Annotated in this window: 23 protein-coding genes and 2 pseudogenes; 19 read left to right on the forward strand and 6 right to left on the reverse strand. The window is 70.6% G+C overall.

Going from position 1 to position 24517, the window contains the following annotated elements:
* Nucleotides 1-10 precede the first annotated feature (10 nt).
* From OG524_RS30690 to OG524_RS30710, 5 genes are all read left to right on the forward strand, one after another.
* Nucleotides 11-1024: a fatty acid desaturase gene (locus tag OG524_RS30690; protein ID WP_405812063.1), complete on the forward strand. Its 1014-nt coding sequence runs from the start codon at nucleotides 11-13 to the stop codon at nucleotides 1022-1024.
* Between the two features lie 330 nt (nucleotides 1025-1354).
* A complete protein-coding gene (locus OG524_RS30695; RefSeq protein ID WP_405387453.1) occupies nucleotides 1355-1591 on the forward strand; it encodes a hypothetical protein in 237 nt (78 codons plus the stop codon).
* Between the two features lie 251 nt (nucleotides 1592-1842).
* Nucleotides 1843-3123: an alpha/beta fold hydrolase gene (locus OG524_RS30700; protein WP_405387452.1), complete on the forward strand. Its 1281-nt coding sequence runs from the start codon at nucleotides 1843-1845 to the stop codon at nucleotides 3121-3123.
* 13 nt (nucleotides 3124-3136) lie between these two features.
* A complete protein-coding gene (locus OG524_RS30705; RefSeq protein ID WP_405387451.1) occupies nucleotides 3137-3790 on the forward strand; it encodes an MBL fold metallo-hydrolase in 654 nt (217 codons plus the stop codon).
* Nucleotides 3791-3824: 34 nt separating this feature from the next.
* A complete protein-coding gene (locus OG524_RS30710; RefSeq protein WP_405812064.1) occupies nucleotides 3825-4604 on the forward strand; it encodes an exodeoxyribonuclease III in 780 nt (259 codons plus the stop codon).
* Nucleotides 4605-4664: 60 nt separating this feature from the next.
* Here the strand turns inward: OG524_RS30710 and OG524_RS30715 are convergent, their stop codons facing one another.
* Entirely contained in the window at nucleotides 4665-4958 is a 294-nt protein-coding gene (locus OG524_RS30715; protein WP_405387449.1) for a glutaredoxin domain-containing protein, read from the reverse strand.
* Between the two features lie 146 nt (nucleotides 4959-5104).
* On the opposite strand from OG524_RS30715, the gene OG524_RS30720 reads away from it, so the two are divergent.
* Both OG524_RS30720 and OG524_RS30725 read left to right on the forward strand, forming a co-directional pair.
* Nucleotides 5105-5845 carry a Clp protease N-terminal domain-containing protein gene (locus tag OG524_RS30720; protein ID WP_405812065.1) on the forward strand — a complete coding sequence of 247 codons (741 nt, stop codon included), beginning with the start codon at nucleotides 5105-5107 and terminating at the stop codon, nucleotides 5843-5845.
* A 383-nt stretch (nucleotides 5846-6228) separates the two neighbouring features.
* Nucleotides 6229-6405, forward strand: a pseudogene (locus OG524_RS30725) (arsenic resistance protein); the annotation flags it as partial.
* A gap of 202 nt (nucleotides 6406-6607) precedes the next feature.
* On the opposite strand, the gene OG524_RS30730 reads toward OG524_RS30725, so the two are convergent.
* Entirely contained in the window at nucleotides 6608-7387 is a 780-nt protein-coding gene (locus OG524_RS30730; protein WP_405387447.1) for an SDR family NAD(P)-dependent oxidoreductase, read from the reverse strand.
* 100 nt (nucleotides 7388-7487) lie between these two features.
* Between OG524_RS30730 and OG524_RS30735 the strand changes: the two genes are divergently transcribed.
* From OG524_RS30735 to OG524_RS30755, 5 genes are all read left to right on the forward strand, one after another.
* Entirely contained in the window at nucleotides 7488-7949 is a 462-nt protein-coding gene (locus tag OG524_RS30735; protein ID WP_405387446.1) for a DUF6278 family protein, read from the forward strand.
* A gap of 101 nt (nucleotides 7950-8050) precedes the next feature.
* Nucleotides 8051-8794 (forward strand): amino acid ABC transporter ATP-binding protein, encoded by a 744-nt coding sequence (locus OG524_RS30740; protein WP_405387445.1) that lies wholly within the window; start codon nucleotides 8051-8053, stop codon nucleotides 8792-8794.
* Nucleotides 8795-8805: 11 nt separating this feature from the next.
* The gene (locus OG524_RS30745) at nucleotides 8806-9720 is read left to right on the forward strand and encodes a glutamate ABC transporter substrate-binding protein (RefSeq protein ID WP_405387444.1); all 915 of its coding nucleotides are present in this window, start codon (nucleotides 8806-8808) and stop codon (nucleotides 9718-9720) included.
* 16 nt (nucleotides 9721-9736) lie between these two features.
* The gene (locus OG524_RS30750) at nucleotides 9737-10381 is read left to right on the forward strand and encodes an amino acid ABC transporter permease (RefSeq protein WP_405387443.1); all 645 of its coding nucleotides are present in this window, start codon (nucleotides 9737-9739) and stop codon (nucleotides 10379-10381) included.
* Nucleotides 10378-11247, forward strand: a complete 870-nt coding sequence (locus OG524_RS30755) for an amino acid ABC transporter permease (RefSeq protein ID WP_405387442.1) — start codon at nucleotides 10378-10380, stop codon at nucleotides 11245-11247. The genes OG524_RS30750 and OG524_RS30755 overlap by 4 nt, the downstream gene beginning before the upstream one ends.
* A gap of 27 nt (nucleotides 11248-11274) precedes the next feature.
* On the opposite strand, the pseudogene OG524_RS30760 reads toward OG524_RS30755, so the two are convergent.
* The 3 genes and pseudogenes from OG524_RS30760 to OG524_RS30770 form a co-directional block, all read right to left on the reverse strand.
* A pseudogene (locus tag OG524_RS30760) lies at nucleotides 11275-11583 on the reverse strand (acyl esterase); the annotation flags it as partial.
* Between the two features lie 71 nt (nucleotides 11584-11654).
* Nucleotides 11655-14255, reverse strand: coding sequence for a rifamycin-inactivating phosphotransferase (gene rph, locus OG524_RS30765; RefSeq protein WP_405387441.1), 2601 nt, complete (start codon nucleotides 14253-14255; stop codon nucleotides 11655-11657).
* A 538-nt stretch (nucleotides 14256-14793) separates the two neighbouring features.
* Nucleotides 14794-15375: a snapalysin family zinc-dependent metalloprotease gene (locus OG524_RS30770; RefSeq protein WP_405387440.1), complete on the reverse strand. Its 582-nt coding sequence runs from the start codon at nucleotides 15373-15375 to the stop codon at nucleotides 14794-14796.
* 483 nt (nucleotides 15376-15858) lie between these two features.
* On the opposite strand from OG524_RS30770, the gene OG524_RS30775 reads away from it, so the two are divergent.
* The 3 genes from OG524_RS30775 (at nucleotide 15859) to OG524_RS30785 (ending at nucleotide 19725) form a co-directional block, all read left to right on the forward strand.
* Nucleotides 15859-16902 (forward strand): NlpC/P60 family protein, encoded by a 1044-nt coding sequence (locus OG524_RS30775; protein WP_405387439.1) that lies wholly within the window; start codon nucleotides 15859-15861, stop codon nucleotides 16900-16902.
* Nucleotides 16903-17053: 151 nt separating this feature from the next.
* A complete protein-coding gene (ggt, locus tag OG524_RS30780) occupies nucleotides 17054-18856 on the forward strand; it encodes a gamma-glutamyltransferase (protein ID WP_405812066.1) in 1803 nt (600 codons plus the stop codon).
* A 155-nt stretch (nucleotides 18857-19011) separates the two neighbouring features.
* Complete coding sequence (locus tag OG524_RS30785) at nucleotides 19012-19725, forward strand: glycoside hydrolase family 75 protein (RefSeq protein ID WP_405387437.1); 714 nt, start codon at nucleotides 19012-19014, stop codon at nucleotides 19723-19725.
* Between the two features lie 74 nt (nucleotides 19726-19799).
* Here OG524_RS30785 and eno read toward each other — a convergent pair whose 3' ends face one another.
* Nucleotides 19800-21101 (reverse strand): phosphopyruvate hydratase, encoded by a 1302-nt coding sequence (eno, locus tag OG524_RS30790; protein WP_405387436.1) that lies wholly within the window; start codon nucleotides 21099-21101, stop codon nucleotides 19800-19802.
* A 177-nt stretch (nucleotides 21102-21278) separates the two neighbouring features.
* On the opposite strand from eno, the gene OG524_RS30795 reads away from it, so the two are divergent.
* From OG524_RS30795 to OG524_RS30810, 4 genes are all read left to right on the forward strand, one after another.
* Nucleotides 21279-21701, forward strand: a complete 423-nt coding sequence (locus OG524_RS30795; RefSeq protein WP_405387435.1) for a MarR family winged helix-turn-helix transcriptional regulator — start codon at nucleotides 21279-21281, stop codon at nucleotides 21699-21701.
* A 117-nt stretch (nucleotides 21702-21818) separates the two neighbouring features.
* Nucleotides 21819-22148 carry a helix-turn-helix domain-containing protein gene (locus tag OG524_RS30800; RefSeq protein WP_405387434.1) on the forward strand — a complete coding sequence of 110 codons (330 nt, stop codon included), beginning with the start codon at nucleotides 21819-21821 and terminating at the stop codon, nucleotides 22146-22148.
* A gap of 20 nt (nucleotides 22149-22168) precedes the next feature.
* Nucleotides 22169-22549 carry a PPOX class F420-dependent oxidoreductase gene (locus OG524_RS30805; protein WP_405812067.1) on the forward strand — a complete coding sequence of 127 codons (381 nt, stop codon included), beginning with the start codon at nucleotides 22169-22171 and terminating at the stop codon, nucleotides 22547-22549.
* Between the two features lie 136 nt (nucleotides 22550-22685).
* Complete coding sequence (locus tag OG524_RS30810; protein ID WP_405812068.1) at nucleotides 22686-24047, forward strand: hypothetical protein; 1362 nt, start codon at nucleotides 22686-22688, stop codon at nucleotides 24045-24047.
* Nucleotides 24048-24517 lie beyond the last annotated feature (470 nt).

Consider the following 24517-nt stretch of genomic DNA (forward strand, 5'->3'; position numbering starts at 1 on the left):
TGCAGGGTTCTTGTCCAACAATTTCCGCATCGACCGGCACCGGTTCTCGCCGGAGATCCTCGCGGCCGTTCGTGCTGCGGCCCGTCTGGACAACTGGCACGGGCCGCTTGAGGTGATCGAACACTGGTTGTGGATCGCAGCGTGGTGCGCGGCGTCGGTGCTGGCATACCAGCATGTGTCGCTGTGGGCGGCAATCCCGGTCCACATCGTCGCGGTCTTCTTCATCGGTGGCCGTCAGCGGGCCCTCGCCGGAGTGCTGCACATGGCCACCCACCGCGCGTTCATGGCCCATCGCCGGACCGGAGACGTCATCGGGGCGGTGTTCGGCGGATATCCGGTCCTGCAGAGCTTCACCGGCTACCGCGCCTCGCACCTCGGTGAACACCACGGTCGCCTGGGCGACCCGGAACGCGATCCCGACTACCGGCAGTACCAGGACAACGGGCTGTGCGGCGACAACCTCAGCCAGTCCACGCTGCGCCGTTACCTGTGGACGGTGACGAGCCCGAAGCGCACTGCCTCCTATGTGTTCTACCTGCTGCGACACCGGATCGTGACGCAGGGCGAGCAGGCGGCGGAACTGAGGTTGCGGATTGTCATCCTCGCCGCTGTGCTGACCTGGGCCGTGCTCGGTGGCTGGTGGCCATGGCTGTTGCTGCTCTGGATCGTGCCGCTGATCACGACGCAGGTCTGGATCGGCGCCTTAGCCGAACTCATGGAGCACTTCCCATTGATCGAGACTGCGCCGCGGGTCGATATCTTCATGACCTGGAACCGGGTGTACGGCCTGGTGAGCCGCTTCCTGCTCGGGGAGAAGGACGGTGAGGGCTTCCACCTGGTTCACCACCTCTTCCCTCGCACACCGATGTGGCGGCTGCGTGAGGTCGATGCGATCCTGCGGCGTGACCCCGAGTATGCGGCGCTGGTCCGCCTGGACGGCGTGGTCGGCGGGATGGGGCAGATCTACCGGTTGCTGCCCGCCACCGCGGTCAGCGACACGGCGAAAGCGATGCCGGCGGCCTGATGTTGTCGTCCGGCTGGTGTGGCGGCGAAGCCGTCATCCGCATCATCGCGCCACGTCATCTCGGGCGCGACTGTGCGGGCAGAGAGGTTCACCGAGGCCGGCGAAGACCCGCGCGGGCTGCTGAACGCCGCGTTGCGTACCTACTGCCGTCGCCCGGGTCACCTACGCGCTGCATTATGGCTTTGTGACTGATGTGCCGTGGTCAGGCGGACGGATCACACGCCCGGTGTGAAGCTGCCGAGGCATCGGCTGTAATCAGAACTTTTGAGGCGGAGGGTTCGGGGGACGACCACTTCGCCGTCCGTCACCCCGCTCATGAGCGGGCATGGCATGAGACGGGACACGCCGCTCCGGGCATACGACCGAGACTGCGAGGGCAGCGCCCGCCACGGTGTCGCACTGCGGTCGACGGCTGGAGAGCGTGAGCTTCCGTTGCCCGTTCCGGTATGGGACGCGCTTCGGTCGTTCAAGGCTCTCCAGGTCGGGGAAAAGCTGACCCTTGGACCGGATTGCCTCGGCTCCGGCTACGTCCTGGTGGACGAGATGGGGGAGGTGAAGTTCCCCTGAACGTGGACAGCGGTTGTTTACGCTGCAGGGGTGAGGCTCTGCCTGAGCAGGGCCCTCGTTTCGAGCGGGGTGACGTATCCGTGGTCGGGATGCCGGCGGAGCCGGCTGCGGTGGTCCTCGACCTCGATTAGTGGAAGACGTCGGCCTCGCGAGGGTTCCGGCGGTGCCGGGCTTGCCATTACGAGGAGGCAAGAACGGGGAGGTCCACCCCGGCGATGTGACATCTCGTGACAGATGAGAGGGTCGGACGGGTGAGCGAGACACTACCGAACACCCTGCAATACCGCTTTGACGGGCCAGAAGACGCTCCGGTCCTGGTGATCGGTCCCTCCTTGGGCACCACATGGCACATGTGGGATCGCCAGATACCAGGGCTCTCCCAGCACTGGCGGATCTTCCGGTACGACCTGCCCGGGCACGGCGGAGCCCCTGCCCACCCGGCCGCCGCCGTCGGCGATCTCGCCGACCGTCTGCTCGACACGCTGGACAGCGTCGGCGTCCACCGCTTCGCCTACGCGGGCTGTTCCGTCGGCGGAGCCGTGGGCGCCGATCTCGCGCTGCGCCACCCGCACCGGGTCGCCTCGCTCGCGCTGGTCGCGGCCTCGCCCCGCTTCGGCACCGCCGACGAGTTCCGGCAGCGCGGGGTGATCGTCCGCAGCAACGGCCTGGAGCCGATCGCCCGCACCTCCCCGGAACGCTGGTTCACCCCCGGCTTCGCCGCGGCCCAGCCGGCCATCGTCGAGTGGGCCGTCCAGATGGTGCGTACGACGGACCCCGGCTGCTACATCGCCGCCTGCGAGGCCCTGGCCGCCTTCGACATCCGTACGGAACTCTCCCGGATCGGCGTCCCGACCCTCGTCCTGGTCGGTGCCGAGGACAAGGTCACCGGTCCCGCCGAGGCCCGTACGCTCGTCGCCGGCATCCCGGACGCCAGGCTCGCGCTCGTACCCGGAGCCTCCCACCTGGCCCCCGTCGAACAGCCGGGTGCCGTCACCGACCTGCTCCTGATGCACTTCTCCACGGGCTGGCAGGACACCCTGGGCTCGATCCCGGTGCCGCCCGCCCCGGGCAGCACGGCCTCCTTCGTGCCCGTCGTGCCGAGAGGCGAGATCGCCGCCGCCGTCCCACCCGAGGTGGTCACCACCGGCCGTGGCGACCGCTACGACAGCGGGATGAAGGTCCGGCGCGAAGTGCTGGGCAACGCCCACGTGGATGCCGCGACGGCCGGGTCCGACGACTTCACCGACGACTTCCAGGAGCTCGTCACCCGCTACGCCTGGGGCGAGATCTGGACCCGGGAAGGCCTCGACCGCAGGGCACGCAGCTGCGTCACCCTCACCGCGGTCGTCAGCTCCGGACACCTGGGCAGTCTCGCCCAGCACGTCAGGGCCGCACTGCGCAACGGGCTCACCCCCGCCGAGATCAAGGAGGTGCTGTTGCAGACGGCCGTCTACTGCGGCATCCCCGCGGCGAGTGCCGCGTTCGACATCGCGCAGTCCGTCGTCCAGGAGGAGACCACTCCGCCCGCGTAGCAGGATGGTGGGTATGAACACACCGATCGGCACGCTCACGCTCACGAAGAAGGCACACTCCTGCATCCGGCTGGAGCGCGACGGGCAGGCGCTCGTCATCGACCCCGGCGGATTCTCCGAGGAGGACGCCGCGGTCGGTGCCGACGCGATCCTCGTGACGCACGAACACCCGGACCACTTCGACGAGGCGCGGCTGCGCGCCGGCCTGGAATCCAACCCGGCCGCGCAGGTGTGGACCCTGCGGAGTGTGGCCGAGAAGCTGTCCGCGGCGTTCCCCGGGCGCGTCCACACGGTCGGCCACGGCGACACGTTCTCCGCCGCCGGGTTCGACGTACAGGTGCACGGCGAACTGCACGCGGTGATCCACCCGGACATCCCGCGGATCACCAACGTCGGTTTCCTGGTGGACGGTTCGGTCTTCCACCCGGGTGACGCGCTCACGGTGCCCGACCGGACGGTCGACACGCTGCTGCTGCCCGTGATGGCCCCTTGGAACAAGATCTCCGAGGTCATCGACTACGTGCGCGAGGTCAAGCCGCGACGGGCGATCGACGTCCACGACGCGCTGCTCACCGACCTCGCCCGCCCGATCTACGACCGTCAGATCGGCGCCCTGGGCGGAACGGACCACGGCCGGCTGACACCGGGCGACGCGACCCGTCTCTGACCCGGCTGTCAGTGGGAGCCGCTAGGTTTGACGCATGCGCATCGCCACGTGGAACGTCAACTCGATCACCGCCCGGCTCCCGAGGCTGCTGGCCTGGCTGGAGAGCACCGGTACGGACGTGCTGTGCATCCAGGAGACCAAATGCACGCTGGAGCAGTTCCCCGCCGAGGCGCTGCGTGAGGCGGGCTACGAGTCCGCGGTCAACGCCACGGGCCGGTGGAACGGCGTAGCACTGCTCTCCCGCGTCGGCCTCGCGGACGTCGTGACGGGCCTGCCCGACGGCCCGGACTACGAGGGCGTGCAGGAGCCGAGGGCGATCTCGGCGACCTGCGGGCCGGTCCGCGTCTGGTCGGTCTACGTCCCCAACGGCCGCGAGGTCGTGCACGACCACTACGCCTACAAGCTGCGGTGGTTGGAGGCGCTGCAGAAGGCCGTGGCCGTGGACGCCGCGGGCACGCTGCCGTTCGCGGTGCTGGGCGATTTCAACGTCGCGCCGACCGACGAGGACGTCTGGGACCCGGCGCTCTTCGAACGGGCCACGCATGTCACACCCGCCGAGCGTGCGGCCCTCGCCACCCTGCGCGCGGAGGGGCTGTCGGACGTCATGCCGCGCCCGCTCAAGTACGACCGCCCGTACACCTTCTGGGACTACCGCGAGCTGCGCTTCCCGAAGAACAGGGGCATGCGCATCGACCTGGTCTACGGCAACGCCCCGTTCACCGCCGCGGTCAAGGACAGTTACGTCGACCGTGAGGAGCGCAAGGGCAAGGGCGCGTCCGACCACGCCCCGGTGGTCGTGGACCTCGATCTCTGAGGCTCACCTCGCGAGACTTCCCGGACTTCGGAGGCGTCCGAAGCCGCTGACCCGACCCGGTCAGCGGTCCTTCGGGGTCCCGTCGGCGTCCAGCAGATGCGGGGCGTGCTCCTTCACGGCCCGCATCACCTGACGCATGGACGGGTTGACCATGGAGTGCCCGGCCACGGTGACCGTCGGCACGGTCTCGTTGCCGTCCGCGACCGAGCGCACGAAGGCGGCGGCGTCCGGGTCCCGCCAGATGTCGACCTCGGTGTACGACAGCTTCGAGAAGCGCAGCCGCAGGCGGAGCTTCATGCAGTAGGGGCAGCCGGGCCGCCAGTGGACGACCATGCCGTCGCGGTCCTCGGCCATCGTGTGCCTCTCGTCGCAGCTCGTACGGTTGATCGACTGCAGCCGACGCCGGATCCACAGCCAACACCGCGGTGGCCGTACGGACAAGGCCCACAAGCTGTCAACCGAGGGTTGACGGCTTAAGGGTGTCAACCTAGGGTTGCCCCATGACGAAGCCGCTCGGGCCCAACCCCCCCATTCGCCTCGACGACCTGATCGACGCGATCAAGAAGACCCACACCGACGCACTGGAGCAGCTCACCGGTGCCGTCGTCGCGGCGGATCACCTCGGTGAGATCGCCGACCACCTCATCGGCCACTTCGTGGACCAGGCGCGACGCTCGGGCGCCTCGTGGACGGACATCGGCAGGAGCATGGGCGTCACCCGGCAGGCCGCCCAGAAGAGGTTCGTGGCCAAGAAGCCGGACGAGACCGCGGACCTGGACCCGAGCCAGGGATTCGGCCGGTTCACCGAGCAGGCCCGGAACGTCGTGATGGGCGCCCACAACGAGGCGCAGGCCGCCCGCAACGACGAGGTGCGCGTCGAGCACCTGGTGCTGGGGCTGCTGGGGGAGCCGGACGCCCTCGCCGCGCAAGTGATCGTGGGGCAGGGCGTATCGCACGCCGCCGTCCGCGAGGCGGCGCTGCTCGCCCTGCCGGCCGCTGCGGACACCGTCCCCGAGCTGATCCCCTACGACGCCGGAGCGCGCAAGGTCCTGGAACTCACCTTCCGTGAGGCGCTGCGGCTGGGGGACGACTTCGTCGGCACGGAGCACATCCTGCTGGCCCTGCTGGAGTTCGAGGGCGGCACGGGTGTGCTCACGGGGCTCGGCATCGACAAGGAGGCCGCGTCGGCGGCCGTCGCCGCCGCGGAAGAGGAGACGGCAACTCCCGCCGCCGACAGCTAGGGTGAGCGTGTCGAGCGCCCGGTGCGCAGGCAACGGATACTTCGTAGGTTCGATTCCTGATGGTCCGGCTCAGGCCGGGCCGTGGTGCAGAGGCGCACCCTGTCACCGTCGCCGCCTTTGATCTCGTGCGCTCGTACGTCCGGATGCCCTGCGCCGTGTGCTGCGCGGACCGCTGCCGGCCCTGCTCGGCGGCATCGGCGCGGCCTCCGCGCTCGCCTCGTTCTGGGTTCCCGTCCTGGCCGTGGTGGCCCTGGCTGCCGCCGTGGCCGCGTACGTGCTGCACCGCCGGCGCCGGGCAGCCTCCTGTGGCACGACGACGGGCCCGGTGGACCTCGGCCAGGCCGCCGGCCCGGCCCGGGACATCGAGCACACCCGCTGGTGCCCCCGCTTCCCGGGCCGTCGTCTTCACCGGCGCGACCCGCAACTCCCTCGTAGTCCTGCCCCTCGCGCTCGCTCTGCCCGACGCCCTGTCGGTGGCGGCGGTCGTGGTGGTCGCCCAGACCCTCGTCGAGGTCCTCGGCATGGTCGCCTACGTCCGCCTCGTCCCCAGCCTCGTCCCCGCGGACCCGGCCGGGCGCCACCGGTCGGTTCCTGAGCGCGGGTCACTCCTCCCCGCCGCCCTCTCGTCGAGCCCGGCCGTCGCCGCCTTCGGTCCCGTGCGCTCGCACGTGTGGATGCCGTCCCCTCCGAGGGGGGCGGCATCCACACGTTGCCGCACCGGATGCGGAGAGCCCCGCACCCGCACCGAGCAGCCCGCACCGCTCAGTGCACGGAGAACCCGCCGTCGACGAAGAGCGACTGCCCGGTGACGTACGCCGAGGCGGCGCTCGCCAGGAACACCGCGGCGCCGGCGAAGTCCTCGGCCAGCCCGTTGCGGCCCACCATCGTGCGGGCGGCCAGCGCCGCCACCCGCTCCGGGTCGGAGGACAGCCGCTGGTTGAGGGGTGTCATCACGAACCCCGGCACCAGGGTGTTGCAGGTGACACCCCGCGGGGACCAGGCCTCGGCCTGGGAGCGGGCCAGCGACTCCAGCGCGCCCTTGGACACCCCGTACGCCCCGCTCTGCACGAACGCCCGGTGCGCCTGCTGGGAGGTGATGTGGATGATCCGCCCGTACCCGCGCTCGGCCATGCCGGGCCCGAAGCGCCGGCCCAGCAGGTAGGGCGCCTTGAGGTTCACCGTCATCGTGGTGTCCCACACGTCCTCGTCCAGCTCACCCATCGGCGGCCGCAGGTTGATGCCCGCGCAGTTGACCAGGATGTCGGGCTCACCGAACGCCGCGACAGCCTTGTCACCGGCCGTACGCACACCCTGCGTCGTCCCCAGGTCGGCGCTCACCCAGGCCGCCCGGCAGCCCTCCGCCGTCAGTTCGGCGACGGTACGGGTCAGCTCCGCCTCCCGGCGCGCCACGACGACGACCCGCGCACCCGCACGCGCGAGCGCGTCGGTGATGCCCCGGCCGATGCCTGAGCTGCCGCCGGTCACCACGGCCACCCGGCCGTCCAGCGAGAAGAGTTCGGAGAGATAGTTCTGCGAGGTCATCGGCCCAGCCTAGACAGGCGCGGTCCGGCACCCGGTCCTGGATCGGGAACAGTCGCGCGCCCTGCGGTGCGGAACAGGTCGGGGGTGGGACCCTAGTGGTATGAACATCCCTTTCTTGGACAACTGGCGTAAGCGCCAGGGCGGTACGCGGGGGGTGGCTCTCGCGGCTGCCGTCGAGACCGATCCGGACGGTGTGGCCGAGCTGTTCGCGGAATGCGAACTGCTGCGTGCGCGGGCGGGGCAGCACGGCCTCGAACTCGACGACAGCCCCGCCTCGTTGTCCGCGCTCGACCAGCTCCCGCCGCTGTGGCGCGACGACCCCGAGGAGCTGCCCTGGCTGGGCAACGACGCGGGCCTCTACCTCGGCACCGTCCTCGTCCGGACCGTCCCCGGCGCGGCCTGGGACATCCTGGCCGGCGGACAGCCCGTGGTGCGCCTGGCCTCCGGCCGTGAGATCGATGTCGTCGGGGCGGGGCTGGACTGGGCGATGTCGGGGAGCCCCGAGCTCTCGGAGATGTACGCGGAGTCGGCGGAGAGCGGGCCGGAACGCAAAACGCGATAAACAGCCTTATGCGCTTCCGGTGCGTGTCGGCCCCGAAGTGGGCGTCAGGCCTGGATAGTTTGCGCTGACCTCGACACAGCGAAAAGTGGGTAGGGCAGCGTATGGCCGTCGATCCGTTGATCGAGCTGCGGGACGTCAACAAGCACTTCGGGACGTTGCACGTACTGCAGGACATCAATCTCACCGTCGGCCGCGGGGAGGTGGTGGTGATCATCGGCCCCTCGGGATCGGGCAAGTCGACGCTCTGCCGGACGATCAACAGACTCGAGACCATCGAGTCCGGCTTCATCGCGATCGACGGGAGGCCCCTCCCCGAGGAGGGGAAGGGGCTCGCGCAGCTCCGGGCCGAAGTCGGCATGGTGTTCCAGTCGTTCAACCTGTTCGCGCACAAGACCGTCCTGGCGAACGTCTCTCTCGCCCAGATCAAGGTCCGCAAGCGCAAGAAGGACGACGCCGACCGGCGCTCCCGGGAGCTGCTGGAGAGGGTCGGGCTGGCCTCGCAGGCCGACAAGCTCCCTGCCCAGCTCTCCGGCGGCCAGCAGCAGCGCGTCGCCATCGCCCGTGCGCTGGCCATGGACCCGAAGGCCCTCCTCTTCGACGAGCCCACCTCGGCGCTCGACCCGGAGATGATCAACGAGGTGCTCGAGGTCATGCGACAGCTCGCACGCGAGGGCATGACCATGGTCGTCGTCACGCACGAGATGGGGTTCGCCCGGTCCGCGGCCAACCGCGTGGTGTTCATGTCCGAGGGACGCATCATCGAGGACCGCACCCCGGAGCAGTTCTTCACCGCCCCGGAGACCGACCGTGCCAAGGACTTCCTGTCCAAGATCCTCAAGCACTGACAGGGGGCACCGTGTTGCGTACGAGGAACATCGCGGCCGTGCTCGCCGGCCTCCTGCTCGCCGTGCTCGCCGCGGGCTGCGGCAAGGACGGCAGCCCGCCGGTCAAGGGACCCAAGGCCGGGGCGCTGCCCCGGTACACGGTCGACACGAGCTTCCAGCTGCCCGATTCGAAGACCTGGGTGAAGGCCAGGAAGCGCGGCCACCTCGTGGTCGGCGCCAAGGAGGACCAGCCCTATCTCGGCGAGAAGGACCCGGCCACCGGCATCTACTCGGGCTTCGACATCGAGATCGCCCGCATGACGGCGGCGTCGCTCGGCTTCGAGCCCGACACGATCAGCTTCCGGACCATCGCCTCCGCCAACCGCGAGACGGCCCTCCAGAACGGGCAGATCGACTACTACGTCGGCACCTACACGATCAACGACATGCGCAAGAAGATCGTCGGATTCGCCGGGCCGTACTACCTGGCCGGGCAGGGACTGCTGGTGCGCACCGACGAGAACGACATCAAGGGGCCGCAGGACCTGGCGGGCAAGACCGTCTGCTCCGCCGCCGGTTCCACGCCGTACCAGCGGATCGCCGCCGACTTCCCCGACGCTGACCTCGTCGCCTACGACACGTACTCGATCTGTGTCGACAACCTGCTGACCTACCAGGTCGACGCCGTCACCACCGACGACGCCATCCTGCTGGGCTTCGCGGCCAAGGCACCGGACGAGATGAAGGTCGTCGGCAAGCCCTTCTCCGAGGAGCCCTACGGCATCGGCGTCCCGCGCAGCGACAACGCGCTGCGCTTCGCGCTCGACGACGCCCTGGAGGAGAACGAGAAGAACGGCAACTGGAAGAAGGCGTTCGAGGCCACGCTCGGCCTGTCAGGGGTACCCGCGCCGACGCCCCCGCCTATCGACCGCTACCCGGCGAACTGAGGGGCGGGCCACCACCATGGATGTACTGACAGAGAACTTCTCGCTCTACGGCAAGGGCTTCCTCGGCACCGTGGAGCTCACCGTCTACGCCTCGATCCTCGCCCTGCTCCTCGGCTTCCTCATGGCGTCCTTCCGGGTCGCGCCCGTCGGCTCACTCCGGGTCATCGGCACCGTCTGGGTGGCGGTGCTCCGCAACACCCCGCTGACACTGCTGTTCTTCGCCGTCCTCCTCGGGCTGCCCCGCTTCGGCCTGGTGCTGCCCTTCGAGGTCTTCGCGGTCCTCGCCCTCGGCTGCTACACCTCGGCCTTCATCTGCGAGGCGCTGCGCTCCGGCATCAACACCGTGCCCACGGGCCAGGGTGAGGCGTCCCGCAGCCTCGGCATGTCCTTCGGTCAGACGCTGGGCAACGTCGTGCTGCCGCAGGCCTTCCGTTCGGTGATCCCGCCGATCGGATCGACACTCATCGCCCTCGCCAAGAACTCCGCGATCGCCGGAGCGTTCAGCGTCACCGAGCTGCTCGGTGTGTACAAGCCCCTCAACGAACTCGGCTACAGCATCATCTGGACCTTCGTCTGGATCGCCGTCGGATACCTGATCATCACCCTGACCATCAGTGCGCTCTTCAACGTGATGGAGAAGCGCTGGGGAGTCGCCCGATGACCCACTCCACCGTCTCCGCCACCGCGCTCTACGACATTCCGGGGCCGGTGACCCGCAAGAGGCACTTCACCTACGGGGTCGTCTCGACGATCGTGATCCTCGCCGTGTTCGGCTGGATCCTCTACCTGCTCTTCGACACGGACCAGTTCACCGCCGCGAAGTGGAACCCCTTCACCTACAAGGGCATCCAGGAACTGCTGCTCCGCGGACTGGGCAACACCCTGAAGGCCTTCGCGTACGCGGCGGTCCTGTCCCTCGCGCTCGGGGCCGTGCTCGCCGTGGGGCGGCTCTCCGTCCACCGGCCGGTGCGCTGGATCGCGACGCTTCTGGTCGAGTTCTTCCGGGCCATGCCCGTCCTGGTGATGATCTTCTTCATCTTCGTCGCGCTCAAGGTGCAGCCGCTGCCCGCACTGGTGGCCGGGCTCACCCTCTACAACGGCTCCGTGCTCGCCGAGGTGTTCCGTACAGGCATCAACTCCGTGGAGCGGGGGCAGCGGGAGGCGGCGTACGCACTCGGCATGCGCAAGACGCAGGTCACCACCCATGTCCTCGCCCCGCAGGCTGTCCGGGCGATGCTGCCCACCATCATCAGCCAGCTGGTGGTGGCCCTCAAGGACACCTCGCTCGGCTATCTGATCACCTACGAGGAATTCCTCCACGCGGGCAAACTCATCGCGTCGAACCTCGACTACGACCTGCCGTTCATCCCGGTGGTCATGGTGATCTCACCCATCTACATCGGGATGTGCATGCTGCTCTCGTGGTTCGCGACCTGGATGGCCAGACGGCAGCGGCGCAACCCGAAGACGGAGGCGGTGGGCGTCGCCCCCGCCGAACCAGGAACGCTGCTGCCGGGCAGGCAGTAGCCGAGACCGTCCGGCAGCAGCCGGTGATCACTCCTCGCGCAGCGGTACCGGACCCTGTCACCGGGACCGTTCCGCGCGCGGAGAAGGTCAGCTGTGCGCCGGTCGGAGGGTGCTCGACGCGGAGGTGGCCGAGCTGTCGGCCACCAGGGCGAGCCGGTGACCGGCCGGGACGCCGTAGGCCATGGAGCCCGGCTCCCGACCGACGGAGGACGGCCGGCCCGGTGTCCGCCCGCAGAACGTATAGGGGGCGTTGCTGACCAGTCTGCCGAGGCCGGGCGGCCCCACGTCGCAGAGACAGGCGACGGGGGTGCCGCTCTCCTCGGTGCCGGTGCCGGTGACGCACCGCAGGGTCCGGCTACGGCGCTGATCAGCAGGAAGCTGCGGACAGGGTCTCCCGGTGCGGCCCGTCAAGGCAGGATCTCGACGTACCCGTCCGTCCCGTGCACACGGATCCGCTGCCCGTCCCGGATCAGCAGGGTGGCCCGCTCCACGCCCACGACGGCTGGCAGACCGTACTCCCGGGCGATCACGGCCCCATGGGTCATCAGGCCGCCCACCTCCGTCACCAGGCCCGCGATTCCGACGAACAGCGGTGACCAGCTGGGGTCGGTGAAGGGCGTGACCAGGATGTCGCCCGCCTCGAGATCGGCGTCGGCCATGTCGAAAATGACACGGGCCCTTCCCTCGACGGTCCCTGCGGACACCGCCAGGCCGACCAGGGCGCCGTCCGGCACGTCGTCGCGCCGGTACGCCCCGGTGACGGCCTCACCGTCCGAGGTGAGCACCCGGGGCGGTGTGAGCGCGTGGTACGACCGGAACGCGTCCTTGCGCTCCTGGACGAGCCGGCCGTCCACCCGGTGCGAGCGTACGGCGTCGTGGAGTTCCTGGAACGTGAGGTAGAAGACGTCCTCCTCCTCAGGAATCACCTCGGCCCTTACGAGACGCCCGGCCTCCTCCAGCAGGGCCTTCTTGTAGACGAAGTAGCGGCTGACGATGCCGTACTTCGGGTACTCCCGGTAGCCGATGAAGGTCCTGACCCGGTCGATCATCCGCTTGGTCTCGTCGGCCTTCCGGTCCCCGTCCGGCAGGGCGCGCAGACGTGACAGCACGTCCTGTTCCTTCTTCCGCGCCTTCTGCCGCCCCTGCTCGAAGCGCTGTTCGGCGGCGCCCGGCCCGAAGTTCCTGATGTTGTCGAGGATCACGGGCACGAGCGTGCCGGGGCGCTCGCGCCAGCGGGGCCTCGTGATGTCGATCTCGCCGACGCAGCGCATGCCGTACCGGTCGAGGTAGGTCTCGATGGCGTCGCGGGCCTCGGTCCCACCGGGGAGCTTCGCCAGCTCGTCCAGGAAGGCATCGTCCTCGACGCCCCGGAGGAACTCCACCACTTCCGGCAGCGGGCGGATCACGTCCGCGACGTCGAGCAGCGCCAGTCCCATCTCCGACGTGATGTTGCCGGGGGCGGACAGCGTGAGGGTGTCAGCCGCGTTCTTCTCGCCCAGCCACTCCAGCAGCTTGTCGTTGAGCCACCACGTGGACTCCATCCCCGCCGTGATCGCCTGCATGCTCAGCGGATCACCCAGAATCCGCCTGTGCTCCTCGAAGGCCTCCAGCAGGAAGTCGAACAGCGCCGGTCCGCTCTTCGTCCGGATGTCTCGCTCCAGCGCTGCGACGGACGCCCGGCTGCGCTCGATGAGCCCGGTGACGACGGCCGGGTCCGTCTCGACCGGGGCGGACGCGCCGCCGACCGGTGGCCCGCCGGGACCGGTGTCCGGGAGCGACGGGACGAAGCCGTCGCGGTCGAGGACGGTCTCCAGGGCGTCCCGGATCAGCGGGTCACCCTTCCCCAGGGCGTCCAGGAGGCCGGCCCGGCCGGCGGGCGAGGCCAGGCGCCGGGTGACGTCGACGAACAGCCTCCCGCCGGCCTCGTGCATCGGCACCATGGCCGTCAACTGCCACATGGAGAACCCCAGGGGCTTCATGGGGTCGGTCATCATCTGCCCGTGGCCGACGGAGACATAGACGTGATTCTCCTGGTCACCGGAGTCCGGGACGGGGAACAGCGTCGTGACCGGCCTGCTCTGAACGATCCGGAAGCCGTCGTCGTCCAGGCACCATTCGATGTCCTGCGGGCGGCCGAAGTGCGCCTCGATCCGCCGCCCGAGCCGTACGAGCCGAAGGACCTGCGCATCCGTCAGCGACGGCTGCTCCTGTCGCCGCGAGTCGACCGCCACTTCCCGCGTACCGCCGGCCGGCAGGGCGTGGACGGCACGCTGCTTGGCGGCGATCGTCCTGGCGACGACCTCGCCGTGCCGCACCCTGAAGACGTCCGGGTTCACCAGGCCGGAGACCAGAGCCTCGCCGAGGCCGAAGCCGGCGTCCACGGTGGAGACCTTCCGGTCGCCCGTGACGGGGTCGGCCGTGAACAGGACACCGGCCGCGTGCGGGAAGACCATCCGCTGTACGACCACGGCCATGTGGACCGTACGGTGGTCGATGCCGTTGCGCCGCCGGTAGGTCACGGCCCGCTCGGTGAACAGCGAGGCCCAGCACCTGCTGACGTGCCGGAGGACCTCCTTCGGCCCCACGACGTTGAGGTACGTGTCCTGCTGCCCGGCGAAGGAGGCCGTCGGCAGGTCCTCCGCCGTCGCGCTGGACCGGACGGCGTAGGCGGCCCGCTCGTCGCCGAACCGGGTGAGCGCGCGGGTGATCGCCGCCGTGAGATCGCCCGGGACGGTGATCCCCTCGACGGTCCGGCGGATCCGCGCGCTGAGCGTGCGGATCCCTTCCCGGTCGTCCGGGGCCAGGCGCGACAACCGATCGAGCTGGTCGTCGATCGAGGGCGCCTCCGCCATGACCCGCCGGAAGGCGTCCGTCGTCACGCAGAAACCACCCGGCACACGGATGTCTTCGATCCGGGACAGCCCGCCCAGGTGCGCGCCCTTGCCGCCGACGACCGCGACCTGAGTCTCGTCGACCTCTTGGAGATCCCGCACGTACCGCTCGGTCACTGCGATACCTCCGAGGCGGACCTGTTCCGTCGCGCTGCGGCAGCCGATCGAATCACGGAAGCCTCCAAATCTGCCGAACCCTTGCCGAGCACGTCCTCGTGCCCGGTCGCCGTCCCCCGGCGGGTGGGCAGACCGCTCCGCCCGGCCGGGCGGAGCGACCCCCTTACCTGCGCAGGTTGTGGCACCGGCCGATGATTCTGCGCCGTGACCCGGGTCTTGCGGCAAGCCCCCCGGCGCGCTATACCTTGAAAGTGGCAAGGAGAGGGCTCTCCTTGCCTTCTCCATTTTTGCCGCGCGTGGGACCCGACGGCCGGCAAGGCCCGAACGTGAGCGCGCCGCGGTCTCCCGCGGTCTCCCGCGGTCTCCCGCGGTCTCCCGCGGTCTCCCGCGGTCTCCCGCGGTCTCCCGCGGTCTCCCGCGGTCTCCCGCGGTCTCCCGCGGTCTCCCGCGGTCTTCCGGGGGACGCGCGGGAGGGGTGTCCGACCGCACGTGGCGGTCGGACACCCCTCCCGGTGGTCGTCCTGCCGGCCAGGGCGCGTTAAGGCGCGTCCACCAGCGTGCGGCCGTCGGTGGGAAGGAGCGAGGCCAGGCCGTTGGCGTAGGCGGACTCCACGCGGGCCTGTTCGGTCGCGTTCGGAATCGCGTTCCTGCAACTGGTGCCCGCGCTCGAGCCGGACATCAGCTGGGAGCACGGGCCCGGCTTGGTGTCGGGCAGGCCCAGACTGTGCCCGATCTCGTGGGCGGCGATGCGGGTCTTGTCATAGCCCTGGGACACGGCCTGGCTGCCGAGTTCGACACGTACCTGGCCACCGGGGCGTACCGGTCCGAGTGTCGCCTGCGGCCAGCCGCTGGTGGCCACGATCTGGATCTCGGCGCGGGTGCCGGGCGCGGCCTCGGCCAGCCGCACGTTGCCGACGTTCTGGTTCCACGAGGCGACTCCTGCGGATATGGCCGCCTCCCAGCCACCTGCTCCGCTGTCGTCGTAGTGGAGTGTCACCACCGCTGCCGCGCTCTTCGCCGCGGTCTGCTCCGGTACGGGTGCGGCGTGCGCCGCTGTTGCCGCGACCAGGGTGATCGCGGCGGCGGTGCCGGCTGCCTTCAGCCATAAGAAGTGCGGCATGGTCGTTCCTTCGCTCGTGGGGGACACGGCTCCGTCAGGAACCGAGGGCGGGGGAGTGGGGACCGCATCGGCACGGTGGCCGGTCGCGGGTTCTCCCCCGGGCCTCAGAACTATGCCCATCAGCACGCACTTATCATGCCCCTGTCATCAACAGAGGGCCGGAAAGGGATGCTCGGTGTCGTCACCGGGCAGGCCCCCGCGCTGAGCCACACCCTGACGACTCATCACCACGCGTAGTTCCGCCGTGCCTTGGTGTAGTCCGGACCCGTCGCCGTGATCACCAGCTCGGATCGGCAACTTTCCTGTGAAGATTGCGTAGATCACGAGACGGTTACTAGAGTCGGTCCTCGAACCTTCGCGCGATTGGCCATCCATCCGGGGTGGCGGCGAAGGAACCGCCGCGTCCGTGACGTGCACGGAGCCGGGACTGATTCGCATCCCAGTGGCCCGGCAGGCGGCTCGAGGAAGAAGGAGCTCGCCTCCATGGCGTCCCACCGTCGTCCCAAACAGCCGAGCCGCACCCGCGTGACCGTGCTCACCGCGACCGCTGCGGCAGCCGTGGCCCTGACCTCCCAGGCCGCCCACGCCGACCCCAAGCCGACCAGGAGCGAGGTCAAGGCGAAGGTCGACAAGCTCTACCACGAGGCCGAGAAGGCCACGGAGAAGTACAACGGCGCCAAGGAGCAGCAGGCCAGGCTCAAGAAGCAGGCCGACGCGCTCCAGGACAAGGTCGCCCGTGGCCAGGACGATCTCAACACCCTGCGCCGGGGACTCGGTTCGATCGCCACCGCGCAGTACCGCTCCGGTGGACTCGACCCGTCCGTCCAGCTGCTGCTCTCCTCGGACCCGGACGACTTCCTCGACCAGGCCTCCGCGCTCGACCAGCTGACGGCCAAGCAGACCGAGTCGCTGCAGAAGATCCAGGCGAAACAGCGCACCCTCGCGCAGCAGCGCAAGGAAGCCCAGGGCAAGCTCAACGACCTCGCCGAGGTTCGCGAGACGCTCGGCAAGAACAAGAAGGAGCAGCAGGGCAAGCTCGCCGACGCCCAGAAGCTGCTCAACACCCTCACCGCCGCCGAGCGCGCGAAGACGGCCGAGGACGAGCAGCGCGCCGGCCGCGCCGCGGGCGACCGGGTTCAGCTCGGCGAGAAGGTCGACCTCGGCAACGAGGTCCCCGCGTCCGCACTCGGTGCCGCCGCCCTCCAGGCCGGCGACACGCGGGTGGGCAAACCGTACGACTGGTCCGCCACGGGCCCCGACGCCTTCGACTGCTCAGGCCTGACCCAGTGGGCCTACGCCCAGGCCGGCGTCCAGATCACCCGCACCACGCACACCCAGATCAACGAGGGCACCCGCATCGCGCGCAGCCAACTGAAGCCGGGCGACCTGGTGTTCTTCAGCAACACCACGCACGTGGGCCTCTACGCGGGCAACAACACCGTGCTGCACGCCCCGTACCCGGGCGCCTTCGTCCGCTACGAATCGATGAACACCGTCGGCAGCTACCAGGCCGCGGTACGCATCTGATCACGACCGCGGACACCAGGCCGCTGTACGCATCCGATCACGACCGCGGACGCGTGAACGGGCGGTCCTCGGACCCCGGGCCGGAACGGGTCCTGACGATTCGGCCGGGGCGGAGTTACCCTGCGCGGACGATCTCTCACTGGAGGTACGGATGCGTCGTTCCGTCGGCCGGAATATGTCGTTCTTAAGCGTGATCGCCGTCATCGGCTCGCTCGGCGCCGCGGCCCCCGCTTCATCACCCTCGGTACCGCCACCCAAGTCGCCGGTGGCGGTGGGGTACGGGGGAGCCGTCGCGAGCGTCGACGCGGACGCGTCGGCGGCCGGTATCGAGGTGCTCCGCAAGGGCGGCAACGCCGTGGACGCGGCCGTGGCGACCGCGGCGGCGCTGGGCGTCACCGAGCCCTACTCGGCAGGCATCGGCGGCGGAGGCTACTTCGTCCACTACGACGCCCGGAAGCGCACCGTGGAGACCATCGACGGACGGGAGACGGCGCCCCGCAGCGCCGACTCCTCGCTCTTCCTGGAGAACGGGCAGCCGATCCCCTTCGCCGACGCCGTCACCAGCGGCCTCGGCGTCGGCACCCCCGGTACCCCCGCGACCTGGGACAAGGCACTGGACGCGTGGGGCACCAAGTCTCTGCGCCAGCTCCTGAAGCCGGCCGAGCGGCTCGCCCGCGACGGGTTCGTCGTCGACGACACCTTCCGCTCGCAGACCGCAGGCAACCAGGCCAGGTTCGCCGACTTCCCCGCCTCCGCGGACCTCTTCCTGCCCGGCGGCCAACTGCCCGTTGTCGGCTCGGTGTTCAAGAACCCGGACCTCGCCCGCACCTACGAGACCCTGGGCCGGGAGGGCATCGACGAGCTGTACCGGGGCGGAATCGCCCAGGACATCGTGTCGACGGTCCGCACACCTCCCGTGGACCCGGCGGCGGCCCGCGTGGTGCGCCCCGGTGACCTCACGGCCAAGGACCTGCAGTCCTACAAGGCGCTGCGCCAGGCACCGACGAGAATCGGCTACCGGGGCCTGGACGTCTACGGCATCGCGCCCTCCTCCTCGGGCGGGACGAGTGTGGGCGAGGCGCTCAACATCCTGGAGTCCACGGACCTTTCGAAGGCGACCCAGGCGCAGTACCTGCACCGGTTCATCGAGGCGAGCCGGATCGCGTTCGCGGACCGGGGGCGCTGGGTCGGCGACCCGGCGTTCGAGGACGTACCCACGCGAGGACTGCTCAGCCAGCGCTTCGCCGACTCGCGCGAGTGCCTCATCCAGGACGACGCGGTCCTCACCAGCCCGCTCGCTCCGGGGGACCCGCGCGACCCCGCGCGCTGCGCCTCCGGGGGCACCGCCGCCCCGACGACGTTCGAGGGCGAGAACACGACGCATCTGACCGCCGCCGACAAGTGGGGCAACGTCGTCGCGTACACCCTCACCATCGAGTCGACGGGCGGCAGCGGCATCACGGTCCCGGGGCGGGGCTTCCTGCTCAACAACGAACTGACGGACTTCTCCTTCGCACCCGCCAACCCGGCGGTCCACGACCCGAATCTGCCCGGTCCCGGCAAGCGCCCGCGGTCGTCGATCTCGCCGACCATCGTGCTGAAGCACGGCACCCCCGTACTGGCACTGGGCTCGCCCGGCGGCGCCACGATCATCACCACCGTGCTGCAGTCGCTGACCGGTCATGTCGACCGGGGGCTGCCGCTCGTCGACGCGATCGCCGCGCCGCGCGCCAGCCAGCGCAACTCGGCGACGACGGAGATCGAGCCGGGGCTGTGGAACAGCCCGGTGCGGGCAGAGTTGGAGGCGCTCGGGCACGTCTTCAAGGCGAATCCGGAGATCGGCGCCGCCACCGGCGTCCAGCGGCTGCCGGACGGACGCTGGATCGCGGCCGCGGAAAAGGTGCGGCGGGGCGGTGGCTCGGCCATGGTGGTGCATCCGAGCGGTCGTTCATGACCGGTCGGCCGTAGCAGTGGCCTCGGGGCCGGTACGACGCGCTCAGCCGCGTCGTACCGGCCCCGACTCCATGACGCGGCCGGGCTGTCCCGGCCGTGTCGGCAAGGAAGGGCCCGCCGGGGTCCTTCGTGTCCAGTGAAAGGGCTTCACCCACGGTGCGTACGCGAATGCTCGCCCTCTCCGTCGTCTCCGGCGCCGCCCTGCTCGCCGCCGCGGCCCTTCCCGCAGCGGCCTTCACCACCCCGGCCGACGGCGCCGACAGCGGGAGCGGGAAGGACCCGGTGAGCGCCGCCGGGCTGCTGGCCCGGGTGAAGAGCTGCACCCGGATCTCCGACGGGAAGTACCGAACGGACCAAGGCGGCCCTGCGAAGGTGCCGGTGTGCGGGACGAAGGGGGCGGTGTTCTGGGAGGCGGACATGGACATCGACTGCGACGGCCGGATCACCAAGGCCTGCAGCAGCCGGACCGATCCCTCCTTCCTGCCGGAGACGGCGTTCCAGACATCTGCGGGCAGGCCCCTGGACTCCGCCCGGCTGCCGTACGTCGTCGTACCGGGCTCCGGCCCGCTCTGGAACCACACCGAATCAGGGATCCGCGGCGGCACGGTCGCCGCCGTCGTCTACCGAGACCAGGTGCAGTACGCCGTGGTCGGGGACACCGGACCCACCGGGATCATCGGGGAGGCGTCGTACGCCACGGCCGAGGCCCTCGGTATCGACCCGGATCCGAAGAGCGGTGGAACCGCGTCCGGCGTCACCTACATCCTGTTCAAGAACTCCGAGGTGTCACCGATCGAGAGCCGCAAGGCCGCGGTCACGGCCGGCGAGGCACTCGCCCGGAAGTTCGTCGACGACGGTTCCACGGGATGACAGCCGTACCGGCGGGACGGCTGTCGTACCGCCGGATGCGGGCTCTTGGCCGAAACCCACCGCACCGCGGTGCGTCAGGAACGGTCCGGTGCCGCTCGTCCCGCGTACCGCGCCGAGGCGCCCAACTCCTCCTCGATACGGATGAGTTGGTTGTACTTCGCCGTACGGTCGGACCGGGACAGCGATCCGGTCTTGATCTGCCCGCAGCCCGTCGCGACCGCCAGGTCCGCGATCGTCGTGTCCTCCGTCTCGCCGGAGCGGTGCGACATGACGACGGTCCAGCCCGCGCGGTGCGCGGTGGCGACCGTGGCGAGGGCCTCGGTCAGGGTGCCGATCTGGTTGACCTTGACCAGCACGGAGTTGCCGACACCGGTGCGGATGCCCTCGCGCAGCAGCTTCTCGTCGGTGCAGAACACGTCGTCGCCGACGAGCTGGCAGCGGTCGCCGACGCGGGCGGTCAGCTCGCGCCAGCCGTCCAGGTCGTTCTCCGCCATCGGGTCCTCGACGGAGATGACCGGGTAGGCGTCGATGAGCTTGGCCAGGTAGTCGACGTTCTCGGAGGGGGTACGGCGCACCCCCTCGCCCGCGTAGTCGTACACCCCGTCGCGGAAGAACTCCGACGACGCCGGGTCCATGAGCAGACCGATGTCCGTGCCGGGCCGGTAGCCGGTGCGCTCGATGGCGGTCATCACGAAGTCGAGTGCCTCCTCCGCGGTGCGCAGCGAGGGGGCGAAGCCGCCCTCGTCGCCGACGCCCGTGGAGTGCCCGGCGGCCAGCAGACCGCGGCGCAGGGTGTGGAAGACCTCGCTGCCCATGCGGACGGCTTCCGCGAAGGTCTCCGCACCCACCGGAGCGATCATGAACTCCTGGAAGTCCAGCGGATTGTCGGCATGGGCGCCGCCGTTGACGATGTTCATCATCGGCAGTGGGAGGAGACGGGCGTCGGCGCCGCCGAGGTAGCGGTAGAGGGGCTGGCGGTGGGCCGCCGCGGCGGCCTTGGCGGTGGCGAGGGAGACGCCGAGAAGCGCGTTCGCGCCGAGACGGGACTTGTCCGCCGTGCCGTCGAGCGCCACGAGCGCGGCATCGAGGCCCGCCTGGTCGTCGGCGTCGCGCCCCACGACCGCTGACGCGATGTCGCCGTTGACGTGGGCGACCGCACGGTCGACGCCCTTGCCGTGCCAGCGCCCGGGGTCCTTGTCCCGCAACTCCACGGCTTCCCGCGCGCCGGTCGAAGCGCCGGAGGGGACCGCGGCGCGGCCCAGGGATCCGTCGGCGAGGAGGACGTCGGCCTCGACGGTGGGGTTGCCCCGGCTGTCGAGGACCCTGCGGGCGGTGACGGACTGGACGACGGTGGACTCGACTGCTGTGGAAGCCATGGGGAGGTCCTTCGTGTTGACGCACGCCGCGGCCCTGCTGCGACAACGCTGGCGCGTGCCGCGACAACACCGACTCTACAGCAATGCTGTTCAGTTCAGCTGTTCAGTTGAACTGTTCAGTTCAGTCGCACGGGCAGGGGGCCGGGTCCCGCTGGTGATCACCGGTTAAAGTGCCTTATGCCCACCCCGGAACCCGCCGCCGTCGCCACAGAACTGCGTGACGCGATAGGGAAGCTGACGCGGCGCGTGAAGCACGAGGACCGGATTCCGCACGGTCAGGTCTCCGTGCTGGGCACCCTCGATCGCGACGGGGCCATGACCACCAGCGAGCTCGCCGTGGATCAGCGCGTGCGGCCCCAGTCCATGGCCCGCGCGGTCGGGCTGCTCATGGAGCAGGGCCTGGTCGTCCGTCGGGCGCATCCCACGGACGGCCGCAAGGTCCTGGTCGGGCTCTCCCCCGCGGGGCGGGCCGCCCTCGACGCGGAGCGCGGACGCAGGGCCGGCTGGCTCGCCCAGGCCATCGAGGTCGAGCTCACCGGCGAGGAGCGGGAGGTGCTGGCACGCAGCGCCGCCCTGATGGAGCGGCTCGCCGCGCGCTAGGCCTCGCGTTCGGGTCGTGCCGGGCTCGCGCGCGGCGCTGTTCCTGCCGCAGGCGCCCTGTCCTGGGCTGCACCCTGCCAATTACTTTGCCGTTCGAAGCGGTATTAGAATGACGGCATGGTACGGACACCCCTGACGCCGGAAGAACGCCGCCGCGGCGAGCGGCTCGGCGATGTGCTGCGTGAGGCACGCGGCGGACGCAGCATGGTCGCGGTCGCGGCGAGCGCCGGAATCTCCGCCGAGACGCTCCGTAAGATCGAGACGGGCCGGGCCCCGACCCCCGCCTTCTTCACCGTGGCGGCGGTGGCGGGCGTCCTCGGCCTGTCGATGGACGACGTGCTCGCGCGGTGCGCGCACGAACCGGAACCGGTGGCCGGGGCACGGTCGGCATCCGGACCGCTCCCCGCGCCACTGCCCGGACCGGGGGCGCTGCCGCTCACGGCTTAGTGCGGAGTAGGGTCACGCCCGTGACCCTCCAGGACTTCGCCCGCAGTGAGTACGTCAGTCTGACCACGTACCGGAAGGACGGCACGCCCGTCGCCACGCCCGTCTGGGCCGCGGCGGGCGGTGACGTGCTGTACGTCTGGACACGAAGCGATTCCTGGAAGGTCAAGCGGCTGCGCAGCAACCCCCGGGTCCTCGTCACCGTCTGCGACGTCCGAGGCCGGATCGCCGAAGGGGCGCCGAGCGCCGAGGGGACGGCGCTGCTGCTCGACAAGGACGGGACGTCCGCGGTGCGCAAGGTGCTCGCACGCAAGTACACCTGGAAGTTCTGGATCGTGGACTGGCCCGCCATGGTCGTGCGCCTCGGTAAGCGGCCCCACACCGGAATCGCCGTCACCTTCTGAGGGGGCGTGCGGTCCGTGCCGCGCTCCTGACGCATCATGCTCGAAAAGCGGGCGTAGCCCGCCCGTAACACGCCTGCGGTCGAATGCCACCGGACTGGAACGCTCCAGTCGACGGCCGGCGAGGGCGACGGTATCAGTGGATCAACATGCGTGGGACGTAAGGAAGTTCGCACAGTACCTGTACGATCTTGCCGCCCTGCTCGATCCTGGGCAGGGGTGGTACGGAGTCTTCTGCGCGCGCGATCCCGAGGGCATGCGCGCCTGCTTCGACGGCGTCGAGGTGCCGCCCTGGGACGTGGTCGAATCACTCCTCCAGGACCTCGCCGCGGCCCGCGGCACCGACGTCGCCGCGCAGGAATCCGTACGGGCCGCCGCGCTGTTCACCGCTTCCGCCGGTGCGCACGACCGGCGGCCGGGCGGACGGCAGGCCCTCGTCGACCGCTTGGGCCTGATGCTCCGGGAGCAGACCCACACCGCCCAGCGGCTGCGGGCCGCCGAGGGGGGCGCGGATGCCGATCCGGACGTCCTGGCCTGGGCGCGCGACGACCACGCCCGTGCCTCGGCCCGCTGCACCGAGCTCCGCAACCGGCTGACGGCCGTGGAGAACGCCGTGCCCGACACCTGGTTCCGTGCGGAGGAACCCGCGCGCACACCGGAACCGGAACCCGCCGGGAACGCGCACCGGGTCCCGGAACCCCGCCGCCCGTCCGGGCCTGTGGCCCAGGCTCCGGGCCACAGGCCCGAACCGGAGGCGACGCGCCCCGCGCCCGCACGCAGGAAGCCGCGCGGCGCCCGCTTCGCGGGTCTGGAGCTGGAGGACGGCACGGAGGCGGCCCCGGTGCCGTCGGCCGTTCCCGTGCTGCCCGAGCCCTCGCCGGCCACCGCCGTACCGCGCGGCGCCCGCTTCGGCGGTGCCCCCGCCGAGGGTACGACCGTGACCGCGCCGCAGGCAGCCGCCCCCGACCCCGCGGCCCGCCGCGCCGCCGATGACGCCGTGGCACTGCTCGTACGGCTGCGCGCGGAGGGCCGCAGTGGTGAGGCGCACGGTGTGCTCTGCGAGGCGGCCGGCTGGCAGGCGGAGCGGCTGCCGGTACTCGCCGTCGCGCTGCACCGGGCCGGTCTGGCCGCCGACTGGACCACCCTGCTGTGGGAGGCGTCCTCCCTGGCGCCCGCCGAACTCGCCGCGGCGGCAGGTGCGTTGGCCGCTGCCGGTCGCGCCGAGGACTGCGGGCAGCTGCTCCGGCAAGGTGTGGCGCGGCCCGCGGCCGAGATCGCCGACGCCGTGGTCGCCCTCGACCGGGCGGGCCGGGAACACGAGGTGCGGGCACTGCTGGGCGCGTTCGTACGGGTACGGACGGCCGAGGACGCGGCGCGGATCGCCGAGGGCGGCCCGCGCCACCTCGTCCCCCAACTGCTCGCCGCCGCCCGAGAGGTGTCCGCGGCGCGGGAGTGGGACCTGGTCCACGCCCTGCGGGTGGCGGGCATCGCGGCACCGTAGGCGCCGGGCGCGGCCCCCTGGGTGCGGCGCCCCGTTCGTCGTGCGGCGGCCCGTGGAGCGCCAGTCCTCGATGCCGGCCCAACGGTCCCCGTACACCGTCTCCGTGACGCCCCGCTCGCGTAGGAAGTCGTGCGGGAAGCCGGGCGGGACCGCGCGCACCGCGTCGAGCCGGGCGCCGGCGTCGAGGGTCACCTCCAGGCGGGCCAGGTCGTCCTTCGGCTGTGCCTTTGTGGAGGCGCCGACGATGTTGCCGGGCCGCCCGCGAGGCCCCCGGGGGCCGGCTCCGACGATCCGCCGTCGTAGATGTCGGCGGTGTCGACGAAATTGCCGCCCGCCTCCAGACAGGCGTCCAGGACCCGTCCACTGGTCCACCTGACGGCGTCGGGCTCCGATTCGTGGCTGCCCAGGGTCATGGCACCCAGGGCCGGCTCGCTGACCGGCAGCCCGGTCCTGCCGAACAGTGTGTAACG

Source organism: Streptomyces sp. NBC_01520 (assembly GCF_045040375.1).
Lineage (GTDB): Bacteria > Actinomycetota > Actinomycetes > Streptomycetales > Streptomycetaceae > Streptomyces.